Genomic DNA, 11,741 nt, shown 5'->3' with positions numbered 1-11,741 from the left:
AATTCTAGTGAGGTACACTTTGGAACGCGAAGCTCAAGTTTCTGAATTTGAAGACAAGGTTGTACACATCAACCGTTGCGCTAAGACCGTCAAGGGCGGCCGTCGCATGTCCTTCTCCGCTCTCGTTGTCGTTGGCAACAAGAACGGCAAGGTCGGTGTCGGTCTCGGTAAGGCTAAGGAAGTTTCCGAAGCTATCCGTAAGGGTACCGAAGCTGCTCAGAGAAACATCGTGGAAGTCCAGCTCCTCGATGGCACTATCCCGCACGACATCGAAGTGAAGAGCGGTTCTACCCGCATCCTCCTCATGCCGGCTGCTCCGGGTACTGGTGTTATCGCCGGTGCTGCTGCCCGTGCTGTTCTCGAACTCGCCGGTGTACGCAACATCCTCACGAAGATTCACGGTTCCTCCAATCCGAGCACTGTCGTAAGTGCTTGCTTGGAAGGCCTGCTTTCTCAGAAGAACAAACAGGACTGCGCCAAGTTGCGTGGTTTTGAAGCCTAAGGAGTAATACCTAATGAAGAAAGTTCGTATTACTTTGATCAAGGGTATCGTCCGTCGCCTTCCGGTGCACCGCGCTAATGTGGCTGCACTCGGCCTCCGCAAGATCGGACAAACTGTTGAACACAATTTGACCCCGTCCATTGCAGGCATGATCAATGCCGTGAAGGACATGGTCAAGGTCGAGGAGATCTAAGATGGAACTCAATACTCTCAATCCTGGCAAGGCTGCCAAGGGCAAGAGCCGCAAGCGCATTGGTCGTGGTCCGGGCTCTGGCTGGGGCACTACTGCTGGTCGTGGTGAAAAGGGTGCTGGTGCTCGTAAGAGTGCTAAGGCCGGTCGAGTCGCTTTCGAAGGCGGCCAGATGCCGATTCACCGTCGTATCCCGAAGCGCGGCTTCAAGCACGCTGGTGTTGAATTCCAGATCGTGAACCTGAAGAAGCTCGCCGCTGTCAGCGCTGTTGATTTCGATGCTAAGGTCCTCTTCGACCTCGGCTTCATCAAGAGCGTCGAACTGCCGGTCAAGGTCCTCGCTTTTGGTTCTATCGACAAGGCTATCAACGTAAAGGTTAACGCTATCAGCGAAAAGGCAAAGTCTGCCATTGAAGCTGCTGGCGGCAAAGTTGAGATCATCTAATGGAAGCACTCAAGAAAGCCATCGATGCGTTTGTCAATGCGTTTAAGATTCCGGATCTGCGCAAGAAGATCCTCTTCACGCTCGGTCTCCTTATTGTCTACCGTATTGGCTCTCACATCTCCATCCCCGGAGTAAATGCTGCGGTTCTCGCAGAATACTTCAAAAATTCGAATAACCTGTTCGGTCTGTACGACTCGTTTACCGGCGGTGCATTTGCGAAAGCAACTGTATTTGCCCTCGGTATCATGCCGTACATCAGCGCAAGCATCATCATCCAGTTAATGGGCTCGGTGATACCTGCCATCCAGATGCTCCAGAAGGAGGGTCAGGAAGGTCGCGCTAAGCTGAATCAGTATACCCGATACTTCACGGTAGTTCTTTCTGCCTTGCAGGGATGGGGCATTTCTATGTGGCTTTCTAACCTCAAGGTGACGACAGCCGCTGGTACGGGAATCTCGGTTCTCTCCGAGAACTTCTCGTCCGGACTCGGTAATGTCGGCTTTCGTCTCCTTGCTACGTTAACCTTCACCGTAGGTACTATCTTCTTGATGTACCTTGGCGAACAGATTACTTCGCACGGTGTGGGTAACGGTATTTCTCTTATAATTTTCGCCGGTATCGTCGGTGGCCTTCCGAGAGCCATCTTAGCCGAATGGGAAATGTTTAGCGAAGGCATCCAGCCCCTTGCGATCGAGGTCTTTATCTTGGCCATCGTGGTTGTGATTGTCGGGTTTATCGTTTTCGTCGAGCAGGCGACCCGTCGCATTCCACTCCAAAGTCCTCGCAGGACCGTCGGAAACAAGGTCTTGGGTGGTCAGGCTAGCTATTTGCCTTTCAAGGTGAACACCGCTAACGTGATTCCCGTGATCTTCGCAAGCTGCATCATGTTCATTCCAGCAATGGTTGCATCTTGGTTCCCGAACGTATCTGCGATGCAGGCTTTCGCTTCTGCATTTATTCCGGGACATGTCTCCTACAGCGTAGTAGACGCCCTCCTCATCATATTCTTCACCTACTTCTACACGGCAATCCAGTACAACCCGAACGACATTGCCGAAAACCTCAAGAGAAGCGGTGGGTTTATTCCGGGAGTCCGTCCGGGTAAGCAGACAGCAGAATACATTGACCATGTTTTGACCAGAATTTCATTGCCTGGGTCCCTTTACCTCGCTTTAATCAGCGTCGTTCCCCTGCACTTGAAAGACGCTCTCAATATGAGTTTCTATATTGGGGGTACCTCGGTCCTAATCGTGGTAGGTGTTGCTCTGGATACTCTTCGTCAGCTCGAAGCCCAGTTGCATACCAAGAATTATGAAGGTTTCTTGAAACGTGGCCGCATTCGCGGCAGGATGGCATCCTAGTGGCTAAAGAAGAAGGTATACAAGTAGAAGGCGTTGTATTGGAAGCTCTTCCCAACGCTTTCTTCCGTGTTCAACTTGGAAATGGTCACGAGATCCTGGCCCATGTTTCAGGAAAAATGCGCCGGCATTTTATTAGAATTTTGCCGGACGACAAAGTGTTGGTCGAGATTTCCCCGTACGATTTAAATCGCGGGCGAATTACTTACCGTTACAAGTAATAGGTATCAAAAGAAGGTCAAACCTATGAAAATCAAAGCCTCCATCAAACCCAGATGTGAAAAACCCAGATGTGAAAACTGCAAGATCATCCGTCGCAAGGGTGTATTGCGTATCATCTGTTCGAAGAACCCCCGTCACAAGCAGAAGCAGGGATAAGGAGATCGTATGGCACGTATCGCTGGTGTCGATTTACCGAAAAACAAGACTGTTGAATACGGTCTGACGGCAATCTATGGTGTCGGTCTGTTCACCGCTAACAAGGTCTGTGCTCAGTTGGGCATTGACAAGAACAAGAAGTGTGACGACCTGACTGAAGAAGAACAAGGTAAGATTCGTCATCTCCTCGAAGACGAATACTCTGTGGAAGGTCAGCTCCGCGCAGAAGTTACCTTGAACATCAAGCGTCTGCAGGATATTGGCTGCTATCGTGGCCTCCGCCACCGCAAGGGCCTCCCGGTCCGCGGTCAGCGTTCCCGCACCAACGCCCGCACACGCAAGGGCCCCAAGAAGACTGTGGCTAACAAGAAGAAGTAAGGAGTATCATCGTGGCTGAAGAAGAAATCAAGGAAACTGCTGCTGCCGCTGCTGAAGCTCCGGCTGCTGCTGAAGAAGTCAAGATCAAGAAGGGCAAGAAGCGCATTGACATCCAGGGCATTGCCTGTGTGTTCGCTTCCTTCAACAATACAATCGTTTCTATCACCGACGCTCGCGGCAACGTGGTCGCTTGGGGTTCTCCGGGTAACTCCGGTTTCAAGGGCTCCCGCAAGAGCACGCCGTTTGCAGCCCAGCTCGCCGCTGAAACCGCTGCCCACAAGGCATTCGATCTCGGCATGCGCAAGGTGGACGTTCGCGTTAAGGGTGCTGGTGGCGGCCGTGAATCTGCCGTCCGCGCTCTCAAGAATGCGGGCCTCGAAGTTCTCTCTATTCGAGACGTGACGGGCATCCCGCACAATGGTTGCCGTCCTAAAAAGAAGAGAAGAATTTAATCCAAAGAGGTATCGCCAATGATGTGGAAATCACTTCAGATGCCGCGCAGCTTCCAGAAAGTGGAAACCGGCGAAGATGGCCGCTACGCCAAGTTTGTCGTAGAAGCCTTGGAACGTGGCTGGGGTATTACCCTCGGTAACGCTCTCCGTCGCGTTCTCCTCTCCTCTCTGCAGGGTGCGGCTATTGTCTCCGTGAAAATCGAAGGCGTTGACAAGGAATTTTCGACGATTCCGGGTGTGAAGGAAGATGTCACTGACATTATCCTCAACCTCAAGAGCATCCGTGTAAAGCTCCTGTCTGATCACGACGAAACCCTTCACCTGGACATGTCCGGTGATGGCGAAGTCACGGCCAAGGACTTTATGGACAATCCCAATGTCACTATCCTGACTCCGGATGTTCACATTGCGACATTGAACGGTAACGCTTCGTTGTCGATGGACGTGAAGATCTCCTGCGGTCGTGGTTATGTTGTTGCCGACGAACTCAAGGACAAGGACGCTCCGATTGGCGTTATCGCCATGGATGCGAACTTCAACCCGGTTCAGAAAGTCGCAATGCACATCAGCGATACCCGCGTTGGTCAGAAGACGGACTACAACCGTCTGGAACTTGAAATTACAACAGACGGTTCCATTGACCCGGAGGACGCTCTTGCATATGCTGCAAAGCTTCTTGTGGATCACTTGGAAATCTTCATCAACTTCGAAGGCGATCTCGAATCTCCTGAAGAGCTTGAAATGGATGAAGAACGTCAGCGTATCGCCAACCTCCTCCGTATGCGCGTGGACGATCTGGAACTTTCCGTTCGCTCCAGCAACTGCCTCCGTATGGCAAATATCCATACCATTGGCGAGCTTGTTCGCAACAAGGAAAACGATATGCTCAAATACAAGAACTTCGGTAGGAAGTCCTTGGTTGAACTTAACGAGGTGTTGACGTCGATGGGCCTTTCGTTTGGCATGGACGTCGATGATTACTTGAAGGATTAAACATGAGACACGGTGTAAAAAACAAGAAACTGGGTGTTAACGCCCAACACAAGCGTGCCATCCTCCGCGCCCTCACTACTTCCATCATCGGTAAGGGCATGGAATCGGATCAGAACAAGCGCTATGTGCGTACCACTCTCCACAAGGCTAAGCTTGTGCGCAGCTGTGTAGAACGCATGATTACCTACGCAAAGAAGGGTGACCTTTCCGCACGTCGTGAAGCAGCTCGCTTCATTATGGACCCGAAGGTTCTCCAGGATTTGTTCAACACGATCGGTCCGCGCTATGCTAACCGCAACGGTGGTTACACTCGCGTGCTGAAGCTCGGCCCGAACCGCGCTGGTGACGCTGCTGAAATGGCTTTGATCGGTCTCGTCGAAGACGAAATCGTTGCCAAGGCTAAGAAGGCTGCTCCGGCTGCTAAGGCTGACGCTGCTGTTGACATGGTCGAAGGCGAAGGCAAGTCCGCTAACTAAGATCAAAGTCGCTTTGAAAAAAGGCACGGCTTATATGCCGCGCCTTTTTTGTTTTCTAAAAAACTTTTGACCAATGGCCATTGACAAATAACCAATGACTATTGACCAATAACTAATAACTTAGTTCTAACTCTTCATTTTAATTTTTGTATAATTAGGAAACTTGTTGTCCTTTTACTCAACAGTGGATGAGTTTGTAATATGCGATCTTTTATTGTCTGCATCCTCTTGATGTGCGCGTGTGTCTTTGCTTCGGAATCCATGTTTGGCAGTTCGGGCAATGGCAAAAATGTCATGTTCGATGACGGTCCTTCTATGCGCGGTGCTGCATCGCTTACGCCGGCGTTTGCAGAAATGGCGGTCGATTCCAATTACGTGCTCGGTCCGGGTGACTTTTTGGACTTGATGCTCGAGGACAAGTATCTCTCTGTCCAGATTTACCCGGACGGAAGGGTGACTGTTGAAGAATGTGGTTCTGTTGTCGTGGGTGGAAAGACCATTGCCGAAGCCCAGAGACTCATTTTGGACCTGGTTTCTAAGCGCTACAAGCGCGAGTTCTGTTTCGTGCAGCTTGCGGCCCTTAAAAGGTTCCGTGTGAATGTTATGGGTGCTGTAGCCGCTGTTGGACAGCATGTCGTCGATCCCCAGAACAGGCTTACCTTCTTTATCCGCACTATTGGCGGACTCTTGCCGAATGCGAACAAGGAAGATATCCAGATTATTCGCGGCAGGGATACGATGCACGTGAACTACAATAACATGACGACAAACGGTAATTTTGATGATGACATTATGCTCGAGCAGGGCGACAAGATCTTTGTCCCTTTTATCCCGATGGGTGATAATGTTACGCTGGTTTTCCCCGGATACAGGACAAGCGTCGCTTACCGTTCTGACAGGACGCTCCAGGATTACTTCGACCTTGCGGGTGCAAATAGAATGCATAACTATGGCTACAAGGCCGTGTGTGTGCGTGAACCGGACAAGGACCCCCGCTGGATTACTCTTAACGAAATGAGCAGTACGACGGTTGAACCCAATACCGAAGTTGAATTCTTTATCAAGGAATTGTTTGTGTACCTGAGCGGTGCCGTGAATTTCCTCGGACGCTATACTTACAATCCGACATGGCATGCTATCGATTACATTTCGTCAGGCGGCATGAATACGATAACGGGCAACTGGGGACAGGTTAAGGTCTGGCGCGGTGAAAAGCCGAAGGCCATTTCCATCAACGTGGCTACGGATCAGATTCTGCCGGGCGATGTTATTGAAATTCCGAAGAGCCATTATGAGTCGTTCAAGGACTTTACCATGTTCCTGACCTCTCTTGTGACGACTATTTCGACGGTGTTCATCATTTACGCAACGTACAAGTAATTTATGGAAAAGCAGGAATCTACAGGTTTTATCGAATTTTGCCTTCGAGTCGTCAATAGCGACCTGAAGCATTTCAAGTTTTTTTCTTGGTTTGTGACTATCCCGACCATAGTCGCTTTTGTCTTGGTCATGTGGGTTATTGAGCCTAGGTACGCAGCGACTGCGGTTGTTACTCCGCCTGCATCGACGCAGCCCATGTCGGGGGCGCTCAGTGGCCTGATTGGCGGGACTGGAATGAGTTCCCTTCTCGGGATTTCCATGGATAACGAGGATGCGAATGTTGTATGGACCATCCTCAATTCCTGGGAACTGCACGACAAGGTTATCGAACAGTTCAACCTCGCAAAGCACTACAAGTTCAAGGGCAAGTTCCATGCGGACTTGCTGAAGGAGTTCCGCAAGAATTTCGGCTTGAACTACAACAAGGAAGACATGTTCTTCCTCTATTACAGGGACACAGACCCGAAACGCGCTGTGCAGGTTATAGAATTCATGCTTGAAAAAGCGGATTCTGCCTTTAACTCGTTTAAGACGAATCAGGCTCGCCAGTCCAGAGAATATTTCCAGACGCGCTTGGATTCCTGCGAACATGTTTTAGATTCTGTGCTGAATTCGTTTGTCGACTTCCAGGTGAGGAACAATGTTTATGAGCCGTCGGTCCAGCTCGGGGCGACGATTAAGTATTTGAGCGAGTTGCAGGCCATGCGTGAAGAAATGGGCATGGAAATGGACTTTGAAAAGCTCGACCGCGGCGAGAACAGCAAGCGCTACCAGGAACTCCAGAAGCGCGTCAAGGGCATGAATGCGGCTCTTGGTGGAGCGCTCAAGGGCAAGCATAGCAATATCGGTATGATCGAGCTCAAGAAGTCTCCGGAGCTCTATGCAGAGTACTTGAGGCGTGAATCGGAAATCCGCATCCAGGAAACCTTGTACAAGCTGCTCCGCCAGCAGAGCGAACAGATGCGCTTGGAAGAAGCCAAGATGCTCAAGAACCTCCATGTGCTTGAACCGCCTTGGGAAAACGACAAGAAGATCTACCCGCTCAGGGCTGTCACCTTGATCTTTGTATTCCTGGTGGCCTGCATTATTGCGACGATTATTTGCAACTTGCTCGACTATCTGGAAACCGAATCTAAGCGCGGGACTTCTGTATCCCGTGAATGGAATGCTTTTAGGGCTTACTTCCAAAAGAAAAAGGTCTAGTTTGTGTTTGCATGGGTGAGTGAATATCCGGTCAGTTCCGCCCTTTTTCTGGTAGTCATTTTTTGCCTATTTCAGTCATGGTGGTTCAAGAAGGATTTCTTTAGCCCGTTAAATGTCTACTGCTTTACGCAGTGCATTACGCTTGCCATTTCGTATTTCCAGATCGATAGGGCAATGTCGGATTTTCATTTGTACACATGGGGCGTATGGCTTTTTGGCATGCTTTCGTTTGCTGGAGGCTGTATTGTAGCTAGGCTCCATGCGAAGTCAAAGGCGGTCCCGGTTCAGGTGCATCCTGCGGTGTGTGCAAATCAATATAACTGGACGTACCACTTGCTTTTGTCCTTTGCGGTGTTCCTTGTCTTTCTGGTTGGCGTCTATGGGCTTTACCAGAAGGTCGGGGACCTCATCATATTTACGCAGAATCCGGCGAAGTGGATGACGAAGTATGTGGATTACGGTTACTATTCGCTGCTGTTTAATAGCGGGCCGCTGTGCGTACTCCTTTTTGGCGTTGCGTCTTTCAAGAAGTTCAACAATGTTGCATGGGTGCGTCATGTTTCGTTTGTGATGGTGTTTGTGACGATTGTTGTAAATCTGCTTGCCTACCCGAATAGGACTTCGCTGTTTTTTAATGTCGGCTTTTTCCTCATCTTTATAAATTATTTGTACAAACGAATATCGCCAATAATAATTGCCTCCCTGCTTGTCTTTGCAATCATAGCGTTTATTTCGATAGGCAGCATTCGCGACCAGTACGGCGGTGGTTCAGTCGAGGGGAAGGCTTTGGATGTGGTTGTTGAACTGCCTTACAAGTATTTGGCGAACAATTACTGGAACTTGGACTATGTGCTGAATCCGATGAACGATCAGGAAATACATCCGCATACCTATGGGATAGATTTCTTTAGCGGCTTATTTGAATATGCAAAGTTGACGACATCGTTCAGGAACAGTTTCCGTTGGGACAATGCCTTTAACGATAGAATCCAGAAGGTTCAGGGCTTTAATACGGTGAACTACCTCTGGGATGTCTATAAGGATTTCCATTTGTTCGGTGTTATGCTCTTGCCGTTCCTGTGCGGGCTTGGCCTGACGGTACTGCATTTGCGCCTATGCAGGCCTTTTACTCCGCGCCAGATCCTGATGTACACTTACTTCATCTACTTTGTCGGATGGTGGTTCTTTACGTCGGGATACAAGCAGGGAATCTATTGCATCTGGGGCATGGTTATTTTTGTCGTCTCAACAATTTGTACAGAACAGCGGTGTGTGCAGGACGACAAATCGGAAAAATCCAGCCTAGCGGAGCCTGTGGTTCTTGATAAAGTAAACAAGCAGGAAGAGGCTCAGGCATAGGTCTCCGGTGAGGGTAAGCGCCGGAATGTAGTCGGCTTTTAGAATCCTTGCGCCGCCAATGCATACCGCAATATTGACGATGCCGCCGATGGTAATCATTGCGCCATAGAGCCAGGTGCGCTTTTCCTTGAGAAGTGTTGAAATCATTCCCATGCGGGTTGCCTGCAATATCAGGGAGCATGCTAAAATGCGAAGGCAGAAGCAGCTTGTGTCCAGTGCTTCGCTTGTCCATGGGGCTGCAAAGAAGATGATGCGGAGCGTGTACTGCGGCAGTAGCCAGAAGGGTGCCGTTGCGCCAATGATGAATAGGGTGAAAACGACCTGATCGCGCAGGCTAAGGACGCGGCTGTCGGTCTGGTGCAGCGTGATAAGGCTTGACGAGATGAAGTGCACCATGAGTCCTGAGGCGAGAATGACAAGCTTGTGTGAAAAGCTGTACGCCCCTAAAAATTCTGGTGTTGCAAAGTGCGCGACGGTGTAAAGGCCGGCGGGCAGGTAGGCGAAGCTTGCTATGCTCGAAATAGCGTAGGGGCATGATGACTTGAACAGCAGCTTGAAGAACTGGAACGTGTGAACGCCGATGCTGAAAATTTTTAAGGTGAACGCCTGACCAACGCCGAAGCCGAAAGCGGGGAGGGCTGCAATGACCATCGAAAGGGCTATTGCCGGGAGGGAATCTACTTTGAAGCACCAGAGCGCAATACCCATGATGGTGGTGTAGGAGAGCGTGTGGAGAACCTTTGAAATCAAAAGCTTTTTCCAGAAGTTCCCGCAGATGAAATACCAGTCGAAATAGGAGTGCTGGAAGAGGAGTCCGAGTACAAGCACCAGTTCGGCCTCGAAAACGGCGCTCCCTCTACGTACGGTAAAGGCGAATATGCCCATCGCAAGAGCGGTTATGGCTGTCATGAAGAGCCTGAGCTGGAGCACGTTGATGAACAGCCGGCCTTGGGTTGCGCGTTTGCCGAAATAGGCGAGAATGAGTGTTGCCATGCCGAAGTCGGCGAGTGCACTGAAAATGGTGAAGTCGCTTTGCAGGATTCCGAATGATCCGAACTTTACGATTCCAAGGTTATTGGCGATGAGATTTTGGACCATAACCGAAACACCCTGGATGAGGATGTTGACCAGGGATATAAAAACACCGATTTTAATGTTCTTTAGTGCTTGCAATGTGCCATAAAATAGATGTTTATGCTCCTTATGTCTTTAAGATTTTGTATCTTTGGTCTTGAAATCGCGAGAGTGGCGGAATTGGCAGACGCGCCAGACTTAGGATCTGGTACTTCGGTGTGTGGGTTCGACTCCCACCCCTCGCAGTTCTTTTTTTTTATCACCTTTTTAACAACCGTCTATCGGAGTATATATGTCCGCTGAAATCAAAGAAACAAGCGCAACCGTGCGCACCCTTGAAATTACAATCCCGCAGGGTGATCTCAAGGTTCCGTTCGAAAAGAAGCTTTCTCAGTACAAGAAGCAGGTCGCCTTGAAGGGCTTCCGCCAGGGTCAAGTGCCGAAGTCCATGATCTTGAAGCAGTTCGGACCGTCCATCCGTCACGAAGCCGTTGATGATGTCGTGAACTCCATTGTTCAGGAAACGCTCAAGGGCGCAAATATCATTCCGGTTGGCAAGATGGTCGTTAAGGAATTCAACGACGACGAAAAGAGCGACATCACACTGAAGGTCGAAGTCGAAGTTGATCCGGAAATCGATATCAAGGGTTACGCTGACACGGGCATCACCGTTCCGGCTACTGCCGTTCATGAAGAAGAAGTTCAGGCCGAATTCGACCGCCTCATGCAGATGTGGAGCAAGGACGTTCACGTTGACCGCGAAGCCAAGAAGGGTGACGTTGTTGTTGGTGACTATATCGAAGTTGTTATCGATGGTGAAAAGCAGGAACTTCCGGAAAACAAGGAATTCCGTTCTCTCCTCGGTGAATCCGCTTCTCCGGGATTCGACGAAGGCCTCACTGGTTCTAAGGCCGGCGACAAGAAGGAAATCAACTTCAAGTATCCGGATGACCACAAGGACGAACGCTACCGCGGCAAGACCGCTCAGTTCAACGTCGAAATCAAGGACGTTCGCGAAATCGTTCCGCCGACTTTGGACGAAGAATTCTGCAAGCAGATTGGCGTGAAGGACGAAGCTGACTTGAGAAACAACCTCACTGAAAGCCTCGCCGCCCAGAAGAAGGACGCTGCCAAGAACAAGGCTATCAATGAAGCTATCGACAAGCTCATCGAAGCTAACCCGTTCGAAGTGCCGAAGGCTCGTATTTACGACCTCATCAAGTGGACGCTCAACCGCAATGCCCAGAGCGAAAAGGACGTTGTGGAACCGACCGAAGAACAGATAAACGAACTCTCCGGCGAAGCTGTCCGCGAAATCAAGAAGCACCGCATTCTCGAATTCGTTGCCACGAAGGAAAAGATCAAGCCGACGCAGGCTCTCGTTGACGAACGCCTCCAGCAGATGGCTAACGCTTACCACGTGGAATTCGAAAACTTGAAGAACCACTTCCGTCAGTCTGGCCGTATCAACCAGCTGCGCGACGAACTTCGCTTCCAGATGGCCGCTGACTTCATCGTTGGTATCCGTCCGGCTGCTGAAGAAACAAAGTAAT

Annotated in this window: 15 protein-coding genes and 1 tRNA gene; 15 read left to right on the top strand and 1 reads right to left on the bottom strand. The window is 50.1% G+C overall.

Annotated features, from left to right (window positions below; translation table 11 throughout):
• The first annotated feature begins 19 nt into the window (after window positions 1-19).
• From rpsE to HUF13_RS04110, 13 genes are all read left to right on the top strand, one after another.
• On the top strand, window positions 20-502 hold the full coding sequence (gene rpsE, locus HUF13_RS04170; protein ID WP_015732010.1) for a 30S ribosomal protein S5: 483 nt from the start codon (window positions 20-22) through the stop codon (window positions 500-502).
• Between the two features lie 13 nt (window positions 503-515).
• Window positions 516-695: a 50S ribosomal protein L30 gene (rpmD, locus tag HUF13_RS04165; protein ID WP_073442653.1), complete on the top strand. Its 180-nt coding sequence runs from the start codon at window positions 516-518 to the stop codon at window positions 693-695.
• Between the two features lies 1 nt (window position 696).
• Window positions 697-1,137: a 50S ribosomal protein L15 gene (gene rplO, locus HUF13_RS04160; RefSeq protein WP_173473945.1), complete on the top strand. Its 441-nt coding sequence runs from the start codon at window positions 697-699 to the stop codon at window positions 1,135-1,137.
• The gene (secY, locus tag HUF13_RS04155) at window positions 1,137-2,498 is read left to right on the top strand and encodes a preprotein translocase subunit SecY (RefSeq protein WP_173473944.1); all 1,362 of its coding nucleotides are present in this window, start codon (window positions 1,137-1,139) and stop codon (window positions 2,496-2,498) included. Before rplO ends, secY begins: the two co-directional genes overlap by 1 nt.
• Window positions 2,498-2,716, top strand: coding sequence for a translation initiation factor IF-1 (infA, locus tag HUF13_RS04150; RefSeq protein WP_014546098.1), 219 nt, complete (start codon window positions 2,498-2,500; stop codon window positions 2,714-2,716). The genes secY and infA overlap by 1 nt, the downstream gene beginning before the upstream one ends.
• Window positions 2,717-2,741: 25 nt before the next feature.
• Window positions 2,742-2,873: a 50S ribosomal protein L36 gene (gene rpmJ, locus HUF13_RS04145; protein WP_173473943.1), complete on the top strand. Its 132-nt coding sequence runs from the start codon at window positions 2,742-2,744 to the stop codon at window positions 2,871-2,873.
• A gap of 9 nt (window positions 2,874-2,882) precedes the next feature.
• On the top strand, window positions 2,883-3,251 hold the full coding sequence (gene rpsM / locus HUF13_RS04140) for a 30S ribosomal protein S13 (protein ID WP_173473942.1): 369 nt from the start codon (window positions 2,883-2,885) through the stop codon (window positions 3,249-3,251).
• 26 nt (window positions 3,252-3,277) lie between these two features.
• Window positions 3,278-3,703 (top strand): 30S ribosomal protein S11, encoded by a 426-nt coding sequence (gene rpsK, locus HUF13_RS04135; RefSeq protein WP_049858437.1) that lies wholly within the window; start codon window positions 3,278-3,280, stop codon window positions 3,701-3,703.
• An 18-nt stretch (window positions 3,704-3,721) separates the two neighbouring features.
• Entirely contained in the window at window positions 3,722-4,696 is a 975-nt protein-coding gene (locus tag HUF13_RS04130) for a DNA-directed RNA polymerase subunit alpha (RefSeq protein ID WP_015732009.1), read from the top strand.
• Window positions 4,697-4,698: 2 nt separating this feature from the next.
• Window positions 4,699-5,172: a 50S ribosomal protein L17 gene (rplQ, locus tag HUF13_RS04125; RefSeq protein ID WP_173473941.1), complete on the top strand. Its 474-nt coding sequence runs from the start codon at window positions 4,699-4,701 to the stop codon at window positions 5,170-5,172.
• Between the two features lie 201 nt (window positions 5,173-5,373).
• Complete coding sequence (locus HUF13_RS04120; RefSeq protein ID WP_173473940.1) at window positions 5,374-6,552, top strand: polysaccharide biosynthesis/export family protein; 1,179 nt, start codon at window positions 5,374-5,376, stop codon at window positions 6,550-6,552.
• Window positions 6,553-6,555: 3 nt separating this feature from the next.
• A complete protein-coding gene (locus HUF13_RS04115; RefSeq protein WP_173473939.1) occupies window positions 6,556-7,755 on the top strand; it encodes a lipopolysaccharide biosynthesis protein in 1,200 nt (399 codons plus the stop codon).
• Between the two features lie 3 nt (window positions 7,756-7,758).
• A complete protein-coding gene (locus HUF13_RS04110) occupies window positions 7,759-9,114 on the top strand; it encodes an O-antigen polymerase (protein WP_173473938.1) in 1,356 nt (451 codons plus the stop codon).
• Here the strand turns inward: HUF13_RS04110 and HUF13_RS04105 are convergent.
• Window positions 9,058-10,287, bottom strand: a complete 1,230-nt coding sequence (locus HUF13_RS04105; protein WP_173473937.1) for an oligosaccharide flippase family protein — start codon at window positions 10,285-10,287, stop codon at window positions 9,058-9,060. The genes HUF13_RS04110 and HUF13_RS04105 overlap by 57 nt on opposite strands.
• 66 nt (window positions 10,288-10,353) lie before the next feature.
• Between HUF13_RS04105 and HUF13_RS04100 the strand changes: the two genes are divergently transcribed.
• Window positions 10,354-10,433 (top strand) — tRNA-Leu (locus HUF13_RS04100).
• A 47-nt stretch (window positions 10,434-10,480) separates the two neighbouring features.
• Window positions 10,481-11,740, top strand: a complete 1,260-nt coding sequence (tig, locus tag HUF13_RS04095) for a trigger factor (protein ID WP_173473936.1) — start codon at window positions 10,481-10,483, stop codon at window positions 11,738-11,740.
• Window position 11,741: the final 1 nt, after the last annotated feature.

Source organism: Fibrobacter succinogenes (assembly GCF_902779965.1).
GTDB classification, from domain to species: domain Bacteria; phylum Fibrobacterota; class Fibrobacteria; order Fibrobacterales; family Fibrobacteraceae; genus Fibrobacter; species Fibrobacter succinogenes_F.
The sequence above is the reverse complement of the archived record's forward strand: the minus strand, read 5'-3'. Positions and strand labels throughout refer to the sequence as shown.

Excerpts from the sequence above, each read along its gene's own strand:
- rpmD (WP_073442653.1), top strand. The coding sequence starts at position 516 with ATGAAGAAAGTTCGTATTACTTTGATCAAGGGTATCGTCCGTCGCCTT.
- rplO (WP_173473945.1), top strand. The coding sequence starts at position 697 with ATGGAACTCAATACTCTCAATCCTGGCAAGGCTGCCAAGGGCAAGAGC.
- secY (WP_173473944.1), top strand. The coding sequence starts at position 1,137 with ATGGAAGCACTCAAGAAAGCCATCGATGCGTTTGTCAATGCGTTTAAG.
- rpmJ (WP_173473943.1), top strand. The coding sequence starts at position 2,742 with ATGAAAATCAAAGCCTCCATCAAACCCAGATGTGAAAAACCCAGATGT.
- rpsM (WP_173473942.1), top strand. The coding sequence starts at position 2,883 with ATGGCACGTATCGCTGGTGTCGATTTACCGAAAAACAAGACTGTTGAA.
- HUF13_RS04130 (WP_015732009.1), top strand. The coding sequence starts at position 3,722 with ATGATGTGGAAATCACTTCAGATGCCGCGCAGCTTCCAGAAAGTGGAA.
- rplQ (WP_173473941.1), top strand. The coding sequence starts at position 4,699 with ATGAGACACGGTGTAAAAAACAAGAAACTGGGTGTTAACGCCCAACAC.
- HUF13_RS04120 (WP_173473940.1), top strand. The coding sequence starts at position 5,374 with ATGCGATCTTTTATTGTCTGCATCCTCTTGATGTGCGCGTGTGTCTTT.
- HUF13_RS04115 (WP_173473939.1), top strand. The coding sequence starts at position 6,556 with ATGGAAAAGCAGGAATCTACAGGTTTTATCGAATTTTGCCTTCGAGTC.
- tig (WP_173473936.1), top strand. The coding sequence starts at position 10,481 with ATGTCCGCTGAAATCAAAGAAACAAGCGCAACCGTGCGCACCCTTGAA.